The following is a 17,559-nucleotide window of genomic DNA, read 5'->3' as shown; positions in this document are numbered from 1 at the left end:
TAACCAAACAAAAAAATGAAAAAGCTACACCAGTATTTAGGTACATTATTTTTAATGTTTTGCCTATTTTTTTTACCAAATAAAGGGTTTGCCCAAAATGCAGCTAAAGTTTTTGGAAAAGTACTCGACGACAGCGGAGTTACAGTTCCCGGAGCAAATGTTTCGATTAAAGAAACAGGAAAAAGTACTGTTACAAATGAAAACGGAGAATATGCATTCTCAAACATCGAAGCAGGAACATATACCATAATTGCAACCAATGTGGGTTACAAAACCTTCGAGAAAAAAATTGCGTTAAAAGAAGGAGAATCTTTAGAAGTAAATTTATTACTCGAAGGAGAATCACAAAGTTTAAAAGAAGTTGTTGTAACAGGATCATCGGCACCAAGATCAAAATTAGAATCTAGTGTTGCAATTACTACAATGGGCGCAAAAGCAATCGAAGACAGAGCGCCGTCAAGTACAGCAGCTTTGCTTCAAACGATTCCCGGATTTGTGGTTGAAGCATCGGGAGGAGAAATAGGAAATAACCTTTTTGCAAGAGGAATCCCGTCAGCAGGAGCTTACGAATATGTACAGATTCAGGAAGATGGTTTACCGGTTTTTGAAGATGGTGCTTTGCAATTTGCCAATGCCGATACTTTTTATAGACTAGACGAAACCGTAAACAAAATGGAAGCTGTTCGTGGAGGTTCTGCCTCAATTTTTGCAAACAACGCTCCAGGTGGAATTATCAATTTTATCTCAAAAACTGGTCAAAATGAATTTAAGGGAAGAGCAAAATTTACGACTTCAGATTACGGAATGTTTAGAACTGATCTTAATTTATCAGGCGCTTTAATTCAGGATAAATTATTTTTTAATGTTGGAGGTTTTTATAGAGCCGATAATGGTGTAAGAAATACAGGTTTTACAGCCAATAAAGGTGGACAGATAAAAGGAAACATTACCTATAAATTTGATGACGACGACTATTTGAGAGTAAATTTTAAGCATCTTGACGACCGAAATGCATTTTATTTACCAATTCCTCTAAAAAGCAACAACGGAAAAGTAGAAGGAATACCTGGTTTTAATCCAAATTATGGAACTTTGACTTCAGTAAATTTTAGCCATTTAAATGTACCTCAATATGGTGGAGGAACTTTTAGCGCAGATCTTGAAGATGGTTCACATCCAATTATCAACTCTATTGGAGCGGAATTCAAGAAAAAAATATCTGATAAAGTAACATTCAAAAATTCTTTCAAAAACACCAATATTGATTTGAATTACAATGCAATTTTCCCAAATGGAGGACCGTGGACACAAGATGGATATGCAACAACTGTTCAAAATACTACAGCCAGTAATCTAACATATTCTTATGTAGATAATGGTCAAAAACTGGATCCAAACGCTTTAATTATGAGAGCAGATCTTTGGCATATCGATAAAAAGATGAACAATTTTGCGAATAATTTCTCTTTTTCATTTGATTTAGATCCTGTAAAATTGACCGCTGGTTATTATTATTCCAATTGGAAATCGAATCAATACTGGAACTGGAATTCGTATTTAGTTGGCGTTTCGGATAATCCGAGATTGTTAAATGTAAAAGACAACACAACTGGAGTAGATCATACCTGGAACGGTATCGAGAGAATTACTTGGTTAGAAAGAGATGCGCAGACTAAAGGCCTTTTGAATGATATTTATGCTGACGCCGAAATTAAAGCGACTGATAATTTAACGTTCAATGCGGGTTTAAGATATAATAAAGATAAATATTCTGGTTATAGAGATAACGCAAGATTTTTTGCAGAAAATCTAGGAATCTTAGACAATAATACTGCAGATGATGCTGTGACAACGGTAAAAGGAAATCCTTATACGTATTGGAGATATGATGTAAGCGAATGGTCTTATACTGCGGCAGGGAATTACAAATTTAGTGACAAGATGGCTTCATACGTTCGTTACAGCCACGGATTTAGATCTCCAATCGAAGAATCTTTTTATGATAATGCAGCAGATTTAAGCAAACTTCAAAATACTGAAGTAAATCAGTTTGAATTGGGGTATAAATATGCGAGTTCATTCTTCTCCGTAAATGCGAATTTATTTCACATGGGTTTAAAGAATGTTGCTTTCACTGATATTTTATCTGACGGAAGTTCTGAAAACAAATTTGCCGACGTAAATAATATTGGTCTTGAAGTAGAAACTAATGCGAGATATAGTATTGTAAAACTGAATTTTACATTCACAGTTCAAAAACCGGAATACGATAACTTTACAGGAACAAATGCTGATGGTTCTACTTTTGATTTCAACGGAAATACCGCCAGAAGAATCCCTAAATTCTTCTGTAATTTAAGACCAGAAGTTGATATTACAAAAGACCTTACGGCTTATGTTCAGTTTTCTTATTATGATAAAAAATTCACGAATCAGGATAACAGACAAGTTTTACCGGCTTATAAAGAAGTTGGAGCAGGTTTAAATTATACCTATAATAATCTTCGTTTTGCAGTTGATGCTTCGAACTTATTCAATGAAATTGGTTTGACCGAAGGAGATCCAAGACAAACAACATCTGCGGCAAGCGATGTGTTTATGGCAAGACCTATTTTAGGACGCGCGTTTAGATTTTCGGTAGCGATTAATTTCTAAATTTATATAAACTGTTTGGATGTAATCCGTAAAAAAAAATATTAAACACATAGAAATATAGATTTTTATCGTTTAAAAAAGAACAAAAAAGAAACTAGTTTCCAGACATAGCTATGTTAATTAATACAAGTGAAACGCCTTTTTGAGTTCAATATAAGCTATGTTTCTATGTGTTAAATTTACAGTCAACAGGGCTGCAGCGAAATGACATACGGTATTGTAGAGGCGCACAGCAGTGCGTCTCCATACCGTATTGACAAACAAATCACATAATAAAAAATGAAAAACATAGGAATTAAAATTTCACTTTACCTTAATTATTTTGTCTTCGCTATTTTATTAAACAGCGTAGGTATTGTGATTCTAAAATCGCAAAGAAATTATGGAGTAGATGAAGTTCAGGCAAGTATTTTAGAAGCTTTTAAAGATATGCCAATTGCAATTGTATCTTTTTTTATAGCTTCTTTTTTACCCAGAATAGGCTATAGAAAAGCAATGCTTACAGGTTTGGCTTTGGTTACTTTGGCTTGTATTTCTATGTATTTTGGAAACTCATTCGACAATGCTAAAATCCTTTTTGCTACCGTTGGAGTTTCATTTGCTTTGATAAAAGTTTCAGTTTATTCGTTGATTGGAACTGTGACTGAAACCAAAAAAGAACACAACGCTTTAATGAGTAGTATCGAAGGTTTTTTTATGGTTGGAATCGCGTTAGCTTATTTTTTATTTCCAGCCTTTAATAACGAAAACGATCCAAATTCATGGTTAAACGTTTATTGGTTTTTGGCGGGATTATCGTTGTTGTCGTTTTTGTTTTTATTTTTTGTAAAATTCAAAGAGCCAGAAGTTGCGACAGGAGCAAATCTTAAAGATGACTTCCTGCAAATGTTCAAATTAATGGCAAAATTGCTAACCGTTATTTTTGTAATTAGCGTGTTTTTATTTGTTATGATCGAGCAGGGAATTCTTTCGTGGTTGCCTACATTCAATACAAAAGTGCTTCATCTGCCAGAAAATATTAGTATTATGATGGCCAGTATTTTGGCTATTTCATTAGCGATCGGAAGATTAATTGCCGGAATCGTGACCAAAAAAGTAAACTGGATTTATGTTTTAAGTGTTTGTATAATTTCGGCCATGTTAATAGTTGTTTTTGTACTTCCAAAAACCGTTGGATTAGAAGTGAAAAACATCAATACACTTTCGGATATTCCGTTAATAGGTTTTGCATTTCCTTTAATAGGACTGTTTATCGCGCCTATTTATCCGTTACTAAATTCAATTGTATTAAGTGCTTTACCAAAGAATTTACAAAGCTCCATGACCGGATTAATTGTAATTTTTTCTGCTCTTGGCGGAACTTTAGGTTCCAGAATAACAGGTTGGTTGTTTAAAAATGAAGGACCGGAAAAAGCTTTTTACTTTACTCTAATTCCAATGTCTTTATTATTAATATCCTTTTTTATTCTCAAAAAAATAACTTCAAAAGATGAAATTTAAATTACATATAACCCAAACCATCGAAAAATTATTGGCTCAGGAAGATACTGATGGCGATAAAAAAATAACGATTGATGATAATGGTCCAAAAAAGTTTTTATTGAATGATGAAAACGGAAATTCGGCTTTGATCGAAGGAACGTATCAGCTTTCCAATTTATTGCAGGAATTGGCTTTGGCTAAAAAAAACAATACCGAATTTGGTGAGATTGATCTAAATGAAATTACTGAAGATCCGGTAAAAAGAATTTCAGGAAAAATAAAAAATCTGTATTGGAAAGGTCTTACCCGAACAATTGATGCTATTGGCGTAAAGAAAATTCTGGAAGACAATAAGATCGAAAATGAAGTGGCTTATTTGTATGTGCCATTTGGCGACGAAATAGTTTTTGATTATTTCAAGAAATTAGAAGCTGTAACGCCAAAATTAAAAGTGGTGCAAATGCCTAAGAATATTTCGCCTGAATATGTTTTATCACTGAATAAAAAACCAGGGATTCTGGCTTTGGCACTTCAGATAAAAAACAATGAAATTTCAGGAGTTCCGTTTGTGGTTCCGGGCGGAAGATTTAATGAAATGTACGGTTGGGACAGTTATTTTATTGCCAAAGGACTTTTGATCGACGATAAAATCGAGCTAGCTTTGGGCATTGCCGAGAACTTTAAATATCAAATCGATCATTACGGAAAAATTCTAAATGCCAACCGCAGTTATTATTTAACCCGAACACAACCACCATTATATACATCTTTGATTATAGATGTTTTAGAAAAATCTAATCCAGATATTTTTTGGATAGAAAGACATTTAAAGACCGCTATAAAAGAATATCAAACTGTTTGGATGGAAGAAGGAAAACGTCTTACTGCAAATGGATTAAACCGTTATAAAGCCGAAGGAATTGGACTTCCGTTTGAGGTAGAAGAAGGGCATTTTAATGATATTCTGGAACAATATGCTCCAAAATACAATTTATCAACTCGTGAATTCGAAAAGAAATATCTTGAACGAGAAATTGTTGAACCTGAACTCGATAAATATTTTACACACGATAGAAGCATGCGCGAAAGCGGACATGATACAACAAATAGATTGGTGGGGATTTGTGCTAATTTAAATACAGTTGCAATTAATAGTTTATTGTATAAATACGAAACTGATATTGCATTTTTGATTCAAAAGTATTTTAAAAACGAGTTTCAATATTTTGAAGATAAATCTTTTTCGGGTGAATATTGGACAGAAAAAGCGGCTTTCAGAAAGAAAAAAATAAACGAAATGTTATGGAATCAAGAAAGCGGAATTTATTTCGATTATGATTTTGTAAACGAGAAACAGCATTTCTTTGAGGCTGCGCCTACATTTTATCCGCTTTGGGCAAAAATAAGTACGCAGGAACAAGCAGAAATTTTGGTTAAAAAGACGCTTCCAAGGTTTAAAATGAAAGGCGGAATTGCTGGCTGTACCAAAGAATCAATTGCTAATGTAGACGAAAATGCTCCAATACGACAATGGGATTATCCGTTTGGATGGGCACCGCATCAAATGCTTTTATGGGAAGGACTATTGAATTATAATTTCAACGAAGAAGCCCAAGAAATGGTATATCGATGGCTTTGGCTGATTACCAGAAACGCAGTTGATTATAACGGAACGATTCCGGAGAAGTTTGATTTATCGATAAGTTCACATAAAATCTCTGCCGAATACGGAAACGTAGGAACTGAGTTTGATTATATACCCGAAGAAGGTTTTGGATGGATGAACGCTTCCTACCAATACGGATTAACGATTTTGGAAGATGATCTAAAACAAAAACTGTCAGATTTAGTTGATCCTGATGATTTGTTTTAAAATAGCCACAGATTGAAAGATTTTCACAGATTATATTAGTTTTCAAATGATAAACCCGACAGGTTTTTAAAACCTGTCGGGTTTACTGTATGTAAATGTGAAATTTTTGCTACCAATTTCACCAATTTTCACTAATTTAATTAGGATAAAAATTCGCGAAGATTCGTGAAATTCGTGGCGAAAAAACTAAACTTTTCTCCCCATTAAATTCTCCCCAAAAGTTCTGAGAATGTTTTTCTTTTCAGCGTTAATATCCATTTTTTCTAAAGTTTCAAACGCTTTAAAAGTATACATTTCTATTGCATCCTGAGTCGCTTTTGAAGCACCTGATTCATTAAAAATAGATTTTGCCGTTTCGATCTTTTTAGTATTATCTTCCAGTTGTAAACTGAATAATTTTTCTAGTTCTGAAGCTTTTTCAGGTGTAGAGAATTCACGAGCTTTTAGATATAAATACGTTTTTTTATTTACCATTATATCACCGCCAACTTGTTTTCCAAACGTTTCCGGATCTCCAAAAGCATCCAGATAATCATCTTGAAGTTGGAAAGCTAAACCTAAATTTAATCCGAAATCGTAAATTAAATCTCCTTCTTTTTCAGAAGTTTTGGCAACAATAGCACCCATTTTCATGGCAGCAGCAACTAAAACAGCTGTTTTATATTCTATCATTTTTAGATATTGAGGAATAGTAACGTCGTTTCTTTTTTCGAAATCAACATCCCATTGTTGTCCTTCGCAAACTTCGAGAGCAGTTTTGCTAAACAATTTTGCCAGGTCTCTAAAAACAGTTGGATCGTATTGTTCAAAATATTGATATGCCAAAATAAGCATTGCATCTCCAGAAAGAATTCCAGTATTCAAATCCCATTTTTCGTGTACAGTTTCCTGTCCTCTACGCAAAGGTGCATCATCCATAATATCATCGTGAACCAGCGAAAAATTATGAAAAACTTCAACAGCCATAGCGGCCGGAAGAGCTACTTTGTAATCAGTATCAAAAACTTCAGCAGCCATTAAAGTTAGTACCGGGCGCATACGTTTTCCGCCAAGACCTAAAATGTATTCAATTGGTTCGTAGAGGTTTTTAGGCTCTTTGTTGATGCTTTGGCTTTCTAAATAATTTATAAAAAATTCTTGGTACTGGCTAATATCGTGCATAATAAATAATCTGAATTGCGAGGCTCAAAGATACGATTCATTATGAATTTTTCTTTCTTAAAATTTTAAATGATAAATAAGTGCCTCAAAAGACCATTAAAACGGCTAATACTTAGCGATTTAAAATTATTTTGAAAAAAACTTGGAAACTTTATTGGTGTTTAGAGTTTCCTGTTTATATTTGCAACTTCTTAGTGGAAACTTGAAACACTGTAAAAGTTTCCGTGTAGAGATTTGAGTGGTTTGTAAACTCAATTAAATCAGATAGATATGAAAACAACATGGACCTTAGACTCTAGCCAATCAGATGTTTTGATTAAGATGAGACATTCAATAATTGCTTACATGGGCGGAACTACAAATAAATTTGATGGTTTTGTGAATATTGAAGATAATGAAATTGAAGATGCTTCAGTTGAATTTTCATTAGACATCAACAACAAAAATGATAGTTTTCAGCAAGTTGATACGTATTTACAACTTCAAGATCTATTTGATGTAAATGAACATCCAATTATTAGTTTTAAATCAACTTCATTTCAAAAAATAAATAATAACATCAATTTTTTTAAAGGTGATTTAACTATAAAAGATGTTACCAAAGTGGTTGAACTTGATGCAGAGTTTATAGGAGTCAATTCTTATAATGGACGAAAAAAAGTTGCTTTTGAAATTAAAGGAGACATTAAGCGCCAGGATTTTGGTTTAGATTATAATTCATACAATCATAATGGAGGTCTTGCATTAGGAAAAGACATTAAGCTTATTGCAAATCTTGAGTTTAGTATATAAATCTTACATAATGAAGAAGTTAATGTAAAATTATTACAAATATAACGAGAGCTGTTTTTTAGACTTTAGTCTCTTAAATATATTTGCAATGCAATTTGAAAAATCAAAATGAAAGAGAAAATAATAGCAAAAGCGAGTGAGTTATTTTTAAAGCTCGGTTTTAAAAGTGTTACAATGGATGACATTGCTGGAGAAATGTGTATTTCGAAAAAGACGATTTACAAGTATTTCTGTAATAAAGAAGTCCTGATTGAAGAAAGTACTTCGATGGTTCACAAACAAGTTCATGAAGTTATCGATACCATTGTAGCGAAAGATTATAATGCAATTCATGAAAATTTTGAGATTAGAGAATCGTTTCGAGATATGTTCAAAAATAATTCTGACACCTCTCCAATTTATCAATTAAAAAAACATTATCCCGAAATATATCAAAACATATTGTCGTACGAAATAGATCAATGTAGTCAGTATTTTAGAGAAAACATTGAAAAAGGAATGCGCGAAAAGCTTTATAGAGAAGAGCTGAATATAGATGTTTATGTTAAATTTTATTACACTTTAATTTTTCACATTAACGAAAATACAGTCTCAGAACGTGAAGCACAAAAAATAGAATTAGAAGCGCTGGAATATCACACCAGAGCAATGGCAACAGAAAAAGGAATACTCGAATTAGAAAAACAACTTAAAAAAATTACTACTTAATCATCAATCTATGAAAAGAATAATTCTTATATTTTTGTGTACAATTGGCTTGACTGCCAACGCACAAGTCAAAAGTCTAACCCTAAAAGAGGCTGTCGTATATGCGCTTGAAAATAAAGCCGATGCTAAAAAAGCTAAATTACAGGTTGAAAACAGTGAGTATAAAATTCAAGAAGTACGTTCGAGAGCCTTACCACAAATTTCTGCAAACGGAAATTTAACTCACAATCCAATAATTCAAACAACCGTTATTGACGGAGCAGGATTTGGTCAGCCGGGAACTACAATTCAGGCCGCTTTTGGTCAAAAATGGACTTCAAACGCTGGAGTTTCTTTAACCCAAACAATATTTGATCAATCTGTTTTTACAGGATTAAGAGCTGCAAGATCGACTCGTGAATTTTACCAAATAAACGATCAGTTAACAGAAGAGCAAGTTATAGAAAGAGTTGCCAATAACTACTATTCGGTTTATGTACAAAAAGAAAGATTGGTTTTATTAGATAGTAACTATGTTAATACGACCAAAGTTCGCGACATTGTAAAAGGTCAATTTGATAACGGTTTGGCTAAAAAAATTGACTTAGACCGTATCATCGTTAAAATGTCAAACATTGATACAGAACGTCAACAAATAAAAAACCAAATTACTTTACAAGAAAATGCTTTGAAGTTTTATATGGGTATGCCTATAGAAACTCAAATCGATTTGCCAAAAGAAGAATTTGAAGTTGTTCCTGCTGCATTGACAGAAGTGCCAAATGTTGAAAACAGAACAGAATACTTGCTTTTGAAAAAACAAGAAGAGCTTTTAGTATTCAACAAAAAAGCAGTTGAAGCAGGATATTATCCAACGCTTTCTCTAACGGCAGGTTATAATTATATTGGTCAAGGACCTCAAATGCCTTGGTTTGCAAAACCATCAAATGGTGTGTATTGGTCAGATTACTCAGCAATTGGATTGAATTTGCATGTACCAATTTTTACAGGATTTGGAACTCGTGCTAAAGTAAGACAAGCCGATGTAGAAATCAGATCGCTTCAGGAAGATATGAAAGACACTAAACTTTCTCTTGATTTAGATTACAGAAACGCAATGGCGCAAATTGATAATAACCTTGTTACAATCAATAATCAAAAAGAAAACATGCGTTTGGCGACTGAAATCTTAAGCAACACAAAGAACAATTACCTTCAGGGATTAGCATCATTAACAGATTTATTAGACGCTGAAAATGCATCTCTTGAAGCTCAAAATAATTTTACCAGAGCAGTTTTAAATTATAAAATTGCCGAAATATCTCTAATCAAATCAAAAGGCGAACTTAAAACTCTTATTAAATAACTAAACAAAATGAAGAAAACTATTATAACAATCGTAATCATAATTGCAGCGCTGGGTGTGATTGGATATGTCTTAAATAATAATAAGAAGGAGAATAAAGAAAAAACAGATATCGTAGCAGAGAAAAATGCAGCTATATCAGTAAAAGTTTCTCCAGTTAAAACAGAAGAAATATCATTGGATTTCGTTGCAAACGGAAACTTTCAACCAATTCAACAATTGACTTTCTCTGCCGAAAAATCTGGTAAAGTTATCAGTGTTTTAGCTAAAGAAGGAGATTACGTAAAAGTTGGTCAAACGTTATTGACAATGAGAGGTGATGTAATTAACGTAAGTGCACAACAAGCACAAGCAGTTTATCAAAATGCAAAATCTGATTACAGCAGATACGAAAATGCTTTTAAAACTGGCGGTGTTACAAAACAACAATTAGATCAGGCAAAATTAGCTTTAACAAATGCAGAATCTAACTTAAAACAAGCTAACATTAATGTGGGTGATACAAAAGTAAAAGCTCCAATTAATGGTTTCATCAATAAAAAATACATTGAGCCAGGTTCTATCTTAACAGGAATGCCTGCAACTGCTTTGTTTGATATCGTGAACGTATCTAAATTAAAATTAGTAGTTACTGTAAACGAAAACCAAGTAGCAAGTTTAAAAGTAGGAGACCATATTAATGTAACAGCTAGTGTTTATCCAGATAAAAATTTCTCAGGAAAAATCACTTTCATTGCTGCAAAAGCAGATGAGTCTTTAAACTTTCCAGTTGAAATTGAAATTACAAACAACGTAAACAACGATCTAAAAGCAGGTATGTATGGAACAGCAAACTTTGCATCAAAACAACAAAAACAGCATATGATGGTTGTACCAAGAAATGCATTTGTTGGAAGTGTAAGCAGCAACGAGATTTTTGTAGTTGAAAAAGGTGTTGCAAAATTAAGAAAAGTAACAGCAGGTAGAATTTTAGGTGATAAAGTAGAAATCATCAACGGATTGACTGATGGAGAGATTGTAGTTACAACAGGTCAAATTAACTTACAAGACGGTAATACAGTAGAAATTATTAAATAATTGTAGGCTATAAGCCGTACGCTATAAGCTTTAAGCCTGTAGCGTACAGCCTAAAGCATAAAAAAACATATATGAAATTAGCCGAAATATCCATAAAACGTCCGTCGTTAGTAATTGTATTGTTTACAATTCTAACACTTGGTGGATTGTTCAGTTACAGCCAATTAGGTTATGAGCTGATCCCTAAATTTGAGCAAAACGTTATTACGATTTCTACTGTTTATCCGGGAGCTTCTCCAAGTGAGGTAGAAAATACAGTAACCAAGAAAATTGAAGATGCGATTGCATCCTTAGAGAACGTAAAGAAAATTGACTCAAAGTCGTACGAAAGTTTGTCTATCGTTTCGATTACTTTAACCTCTAATGCAAAAGTCGATTTCTCTCTTAATGATGCACAGCGAAAAATAAACGCCATCATTAGTGATTTACCGGATGATGTTAAAACTCCGGCACTAACCAAATTCTCGCTGAGTGATTTACCAATTATGACGCTTGGTGCTAACGGAAAAATGGACGAAGCAGCATTTTATGACTTAATTGACAAAAAAATTGCTCCTATTTTATCTCGTGTACAAGGTGTGGCGCAAGTAAATATCATTGGTGGATCTGAGCGTGAAATTCAGGTAAATCTTGATGCAGTAAAAATGCAAGGTTACAATTTATCTGTTCCTCAGGTACAACAAATGATTTTGACTTCGAACTTAGATTTCCCAACAGGAAACATTCAAACTCGTAATCAAAAAATATTAATTCGTTTAGCGGGTAAATATAAAAGTGTTGACGAATTAAGAAACTTAGTAGTTTCATCTCAAAACGGAATTCAAATTCGTTTAAGTGATATTGCAGATGTTCAGGATACTCAAAAAATTGCTGAAAAAATATCTCGTGTAGATCAAAAAAGTGCGATCGTTTTGCAAATCGTAAAACAATCTGATGCAAATGCGGTTGCCGTGAGTGAGCAATTGTTGAAAACAATTAAAGTTCTTGAAAAAGATTATAAAAACAATGAATTAAAATTAGAAGTTGCAAAAGACAGTACGGTATTTACTCTTGAAGCGGCAGACTCTGTAGTTCACGATTTATTAATTGCAGTTGTTCTGGTAGCATTTGTAATGTTGTTTTTCTTGCACAGTATTAGAAACTCGTTAATTGTAATGGTTTCTATTCCGGCATCTTTGATTGCTACCTTTATTGGTATTTATTTTATGGGATACACATTAAACTTAATGAGTTTACTTGGTTTATCTCTTGTTGTAGGTATTCTGGTCGATGATGCGATTGTGGTACTTGAGAATATTTACAGGCATATGGAGATGGGTAAAAACCGAATTCGTGCATCGTATGATGGAACTGCAGAAATTGGTGGAACAGTAACGTCGATTACCTTAGTAATTGTGGTTGTGTTCTTGCCTATTGCAATGAGTTCTGGATTAGTATCTAACATCATTACACAATTTTGTGTTACCGTAATTATCTCGACTATGCTATCACTTTTAGCATCGTTTACAATTATTCCATGGTTATCATCTCGTTATGGTAAATTAGAACATATTGAAGGAAAGAATTTATTTGGAAGAATCATTCTTGGTTTCGAAAGCTATTTAACACGTTTCACAGACTGGATTTCTCACTTATTAACTTGGTGTTTGGATAATTATGGAAAAACAGTTGTTTTAGTATTACTATTGTTTTTTGGGTCAATATTTGGTTTGTCACCGTTTATTGGGGGAGAATTTTTCGCATCATCTGATAGTGGAGAGTTTTTAGTTCAAATCGAAATGCCAAAAGATGCTTCGTTAGAACAAACGAACTTCATGACTCAAAAAGCTGAAGCATTCCTAAAAGGAGAAGAATACGTTCACAGTCAAATTACAACAGTAGGACAAACTTCAGAAGGTTTTGGAGCATCGCAGGCAACAGCTTACAAAGCAGAGATTGACGTAAAAATGATCGAACAAAAAGATCGTAAAGACGATGCATCTGTTTACGCTGCAAAAATCAAACGTAAACTAGAAAAAGTATTAGTTGGAGCAAAAGTAAAAACAGTTCCGGTTGGTATTTTGGGTACGGCAGAAGATGCTACTTTAGGATTGATTGTAACAGGTCCATCTACAGAAAGTGCCATGGCATTTGCTAAATTAGCGGAAGCTGAGTTACGTAAAATTCCGGGAACAACAGAGATTAAATTAACAGTTGAAGATGGAAATCCTGAGATTAATGTTAAAGTGGATCGTGATAAAATGGCAGCTTTAGGATTAACACTTCAAACAGTTGGTTTAACTATGCAAACTGCTTTTAGCGGAAACACAGATGGTAAATACAGAGCCGGAGAATACGAGTACGATATCAATATAAGATACAACGCATTCGACAGAAAAAGTATTACAGATGTAAGCAACCTGATTTTTATAAATTCAGCAGGACAACAAATAAAATTGTCTCAATTTGCAGATATTACCGAAGGTTCTGGTCCTAGCCAGTTAGAGCGTAGAGACAAATCAGCATCGGTAACTGTAAAAGGACAAAACGTTGGGGTTCCTTCAGGAACAATTGTTGGAATATGGCAGGAGAAATTAGATAAGTTAAAAAAACCAGCTGGTGTAAACTATATCTGGGGTGGAGACATGGAGAATCAATCTGAAGGATTTGGTACTTTAGGAATCGCTTTATTAGCTGCTATTATTTTGGTTTACCTTGTAATGGTGAGTTTGTACGACAGTTTCGTTCACCCATTTGTAGTATTGTTTGCTATTCCGCTTTCGTTTATTGGTGCTTTGTTTGCATTAGCATTGACAAACAACTCATTGAACATCTTTACCATTTTAGGTATTATTATGTTGATTGGTCTGGTGTGTAAGAATGCGATCATGCTTGTCGATTATACCAATCAGCGAAGAGCAGCCGGAGAATCAATCAGAGCAGCATTAATTCAGGCAAATCACGCACGTTTACGTCCAATTTTGATGACGACAATTGCGATGGTATTTGGTATGTTCCCAATTGCATTAGCATCTGGAGCAGGAGCTGAATGGAAAAATGGATTGGCTTGGGTAATTATTGGAGGATTAATTTCATCTTTATTCCTAACCTTGATCGTTGTTCCTGTAATCTACCAAATAATGGAAGGAATAGTTAGAAGATTATCTAAAGGAGAAAAAATTGATTACGAAACTGAAATGTTTGCGGATTATACGCCAACGGAAGTTAGTGAAGACGGTTTTAATCCTAAACATACCCATTAAGATTTTAAACCTCAATATTGAAATTCCAAATTCCAATATAAAAAGGTTTAAAATTTTAAAATCCCAAATTCCTTAATTGGAGTTTGGGATTTTTTTATTAATCTCTCCTGAAGTTTTCAGAATTGGAATTTGGAATTTTTTTATTTGGAATTTAAAGTTTAAGGTACAAATAATGATTATAATAATCAATAATTGCCTTTCCTTCAAGTAAAACATCAGCACCAATAATGCCATGAACCGGTTTTGCTTTATACGATTCTAAAGCTTCGTTTACATGCGATAGATCAAAAATTACAATACTAAAATCTTGATTTTTCCAGCTTCCAAGCTGCAAGATATTTTGTCCTGAAATTTGGGTTTTCATTCCAGTTCCTCCAGCTCCAGATGCTTTCGTTTTAGATTTTTTTGCGTTTAGTTCAAAACGTTCAATACTTTCAAAACCAACACAAGAATTGGAAGCTCCTGTATCTAAAATAAAATTTCCCGATACGCCGTTTATTTTCGCTTTTATTAAAAGATGTTGTGTTTTGGTAACCTTAAATTTTATTTTTTTGTATTTCTCTTTTTTGAGAACCTCGTGAAGATTTTCCATTTTCGATAATGATTGAAAACCAAAAATAAACCAATTACAATCAATAAACTAATGATGTAATAGATAAAATTCCCTGATTTTCCCTCTGATGAAATCGAACCATAATACACAAAAGAACTCCAATAATAAGGAGATTTCTTGGCATTCGGAATCGATTTATCTTTCAAAAAAGCAATTTTAGCATTAGTATTAGCTTCAAAATACGGAACATTATTTTTTACGTTTTTATAAAAATCAGCCATAAATACTGATGTGGTATAATCGTTTACCTTCCATAAAGAGAATAATAAATTTTGTGCGCCAGCAAACTGAAAACCTCTTGCAACGCTCATTGCGCCTTCGGCCTTATATAGTTTTCCAATTCCAGTTTCGCAAGCACTTAAAACCACTAAATCCGGATTCATATTAAGATTATACAATTCAGAATATAATATTTCCTGATCGTAAAATTTAATGCTTGCCGGAGTTTCGATATCGCCCGAAGAAGCGTGTGTACTTAAATGCAAAATCGAATATTGGTTTGCATTATTTTTAAAGTTAGAAAAACTGGCATTTGCATTTTCTAAATATTTTCCTTTAAAATTACTTTTGATAGATTCTAATTCTTTCTTTGAATAACTCAATTCAAAAGCGGTTTTTTCGAAAATTGGAAAAATCCCTAAAACTGTTTTTTCTGATTTTGAAATAGGTTTTGAATTTAGATAATTGCTAGCTGAATTATTATAAGCAATTTTAAAATCATTCAATAAATAATGCATTTTAGCAAAATTAGTTGTTGGTGATTCTTGCGTAATCAAAGCTTCAAAAGGCAGGAAATTTAAAATTCCGTCAGGAATAATGATGAGGTTTTGGTAAACATAATTTGTGGGCAATTTTAATAAATCGTAAGCTATTTTTCCAGAACGATTATAACCCGAAATATCATTTGTAATTGAACTTGCATCATTGAAGTAATTTATGAAATGTACAATATTATAGATTTTTCCGTCACCAGTGCGAAGTCGATTTAATGAAATTCGATTATTTTGTAAAGTGAAATAATACTGATTCTCAAATCCCATAAAATAAAAAACCATTATTGCTTTATCTTTTTCTAATTTTGAAAGTAAAGCTTTTACATCACAATTTTCGGGAATATTATTTGGGCTTTCAGCTTGCACTTTTTTCAGCGAAAGCATTATTTCGTTTTGTTTTTTTATAAACTTATTTAGTGCTGAAATATTTGCCAAATCACCTTTTTGCTGTTCTTTTAAAATAGCATTATTCAAATTTTGAAGCTCTTGTAAAAGCTCTTTTTCTTCTTCGGAAGCATTTTTAATGTTTGAGCGATATCCTTTTAAAATTCCGGATTTTGTTCTTTCAGAAAGCTTAAAAGCTTCTTCCAGATATTGAATTTTGTTTTCCTTTTGATACAAGCGATCATAAATAGAAATACACTTTTCTGTGCGATCACGCGATCGCAATTGTGCAATAATTTTTGAGTTTTCGTAAACCAAAGAATTCATCAATAAATCTTCGATGTAAAATGAAAGTTCAAAAGCTTGAATTGCTTTTTTGGGCTGTTTTAATTGCGAGATTTCTGCCTGCAAATCGAGCGCGTCAATCAAAACCGTTTCTGCATATAATTGGTTTTGATTTGGAAGAATGTTTTTAGAATTGTAATTCGGAATCAGAATTCCAAAAATAGCTTGAATTTGCTTTTCACTTTCAGCATATTTTCTTTCTTCAAAAAGTAATAAAGCCTTTTCGTGATAGAGTTTAGCCAGTTTTCTAGGTTGTTGGTTGGGAGTTTGTAAAAAGAGTTTTTCTGCTTTTTCTAAATAAGAATTGGCAATCTCAAATCGTTGCCATTGTCTGTTTAACGACCCAAGATTTCTATAAGAATTAGATAAAGTTTCTGATTGATTTTTTTCATTTTGTAAATACTTTATGGAAGATTGAAATGCATTTTCAGCTTTCTGATGAATTTCAGGTCTCATCAAATTTCCGCTAGAACTTAATAAATAATTATTTCCTAAGTTGTTTAATAAAATCCCTTTTTGAGAGTTCGTGAGTTTCTCGGTTTTTAAAGTGTTTTCTAATAATTCAATCGCCAAAGAAATCTTTCCGGAACTCTGATAAACATTTGATAAATTAAGAATTGCTGCAAATTTTTGTTTCGCTGCGTCAGGATAATTTTTAGAAGTATTTACAATAAAAAAGTATTGTTTTATGGTATTTTCGGCATTATCATAATCGCCCAAAACGGTATATAGATTTCCTAAAGGTTTTAAACAAAACTCTATAATATCATAATTAGAGAGTTTTTGTTTCTGATAAATTTGCCAGGCTTTTTCGTAACTCGTAATCGCTTTTTCGGTTTGCCCAAATTGATTTTCATAATACGCTTTATTGCAGTTTAGAACTACAATTGCCAATAATTCGTCTTTAGTTTTTGGTTTCGAATTTTTCCAGAAATCCGTTTCGATTTGGTTTAAATTTTTTATGGCTTTCGCCGAAGGATTCGCAACAAAAATATCAACTGCATTATATATTTTATCCTCTTCCGAAACAGATTGTTGTCCGAATGAAAGTAGAGTTGAAAAGAATAAAATATAATAATATAGTTTTGTCATATTAAAGTTTTTTCGCC

General features: G+C 32.9%; 11 protein-coding genes. 8 read left to right on the top strand and 3 right to left on the bottom strand.

The features are described from left to right. Positions 1–15: 15 nt before the first annotated feature. The 3 genes from IW18_RS06395 to IW18_RS06385 all read left to right on the top strand — a co-directional run bounded on the left by IW18_RS06395 (position 16) and on the right by IW18_RS06385 (position 6,010). A complete protein-coding gene (locus IW18_RS06395; protein WP_052480097.1) occupies positions 16–2,655 on the top strand; it encodes a TonB-dependent receptor in 2,640 nt (879 codons plus the stop codon). 279 nt (positions 2,656–2,934) lie between these two features. Further along, on the top strand, positions 2,935–4,155 hold the full coding sequence (locus IW18_RS06390) for an MFS transporter (protein WP_041516741.1): 1,221 nt from the start codon (positions 2,935–2,937) through the stop codon (positions 4,153–4,155). Continuing rightward, positions 4,145–6,010, top strand: coding sequence for an alpha,alpha-trehalase (locus IW18_RS06385; protein ID WP_041516740.1), 1,866 nt, complete (start codon positions 4,145–4,147; stop codon positions 6,008–6,010). The genes IW18_RS06390 and IW18_RS06385 overlap by 11 nt, the downstream gene beginning before the upstream one ends. A 186-nt stretch (positions 6,011–6,196) precedes the next feature. On the opposite strand, the gene IW18_RS06380 is transcribed toward IW18_RS06385, so the two are convergent. Next, entirely contained in the window at positions 6,197–7,171 is a 975-nt protein-coding gene (locus IW18_RS06380; RefSeq protein WP_041516739.1) for a polyprenyl synthetase family protein, read from the bottom strand. Positions 7,172–7,441: 270 nt separating this feature from the next. On the opposite strand from IW18_RS06380, the gene IW18_RS06375 reads away from it, so the two are divergent. The 5 genes from IW18_RS06375 to IW18_RS06355 all read left to right on the top strand — a co-directional run bounded on the left by IW18_RS06375 (position 7,442) and on the right by IW18_RS06355 (position 14,335). Next, complete coding sequence (locus IW18_RS06375) at positions 7,442–7,963, top strand: YceI family protein (protein WP_041516738.1); 522 nt, start codon at positions 7,442–7,444, stop codon at positions 7,961–7,963. A gap of 108 nt (positions 7,964–8,071) precedes the next feature. After that, positions 8,072–8,671: a TetR/AcrR family transcriptional regulator gene (locus tag IW18_RS06370; protein ID WP_041516737.1), complete on the top strand. Its 600-nt coding sequence runs from the start codon at positions 8,072–8,074 to the stop codon at positions 8,669–8,671. A 10-nt stretch (positions 8,672–8,681) separates the two neighbouring features. After that, a complete protein-coding gene (locus tag IW18_RS06365) occupies positions 8,682–10,016 on the top strand; it encodes a TolC family protein (RefSeq protein WP_041516736.1) in 1,335 nt (444 codons plus the stop codon). Between the two features lie 9 nt (positions 10,017–10,025). After that, positions 10,026–11,093 carry an efflux RND transporter periplasmic adaptor subunit gene (locus IW18_RS06360; RefSeq protein ID WP_041516735.1) on the top strand — a complete coding sequence of 356 codons (1,068 nt, stop codon included), beginning with the start codon at positions 10,026–10,028 and terminating at the stop codon, positions 11,091–11,093. A 71-nt stretch (positions 11,094–11,164) separates the two neighbouring features. Continuing rightward, positions 11,165–14,335, top strand: coding sequence for an efflux RND transporter permease subunit (locus IW18_RS06355; RefSeq protein WP_041516734.1), 3,171 nt, complete (start codon positions 11,165–11,167; stop codon positions 14,333–14,335). A gap of 151 nt (positions 14,336–14,486) precedes the next feature. Here the strand turns inward: IW18_RS06355 and IW18_RS06350 are convergent, their stop codons facing one another. Continuing rightward, positions 14,487–14,927: a retropepsin-like aspartic protease gene (locus IW18_RS06350; RefSeq protein WP_041516733.1), complete on the bottom strand. Its 441-nt coding sequence runs from the start codon at positions 14,925–14,927 to the stop codon at positions 14,487–14,489. Then, positions 14,879–17,542 (bottom strand): CHAT domain-containing protein, encoded by a 2,664-nt coding sequence (locus IW18_RS06345; RefSeq protein ID WP_041516732.1) that lies wholly within the window; start codon positions 17,540–17,542, stop codon positions 14,879–14,881. Before IW18_RS06345 ends, IW18_RS06350 begins: the two co-directional genes overlap by 49 nt. Positions 17,543–17,559: the final 17 nt, after the last annotated feature.

This window comes from Flavobacterium hibernum (assembly GCF_000832125.1).
Lineage (GTDB): Bacteria > Bacteroidota > Bacteroidia > Flavobacteriales > Flavobacteriaceae > Flavobacterium > Flavobacterium hibernum.
Note: the sequence above shows the minus strand (reverse complement) of the source record. Positions and strands in the feature narration are given on the sequence as shown.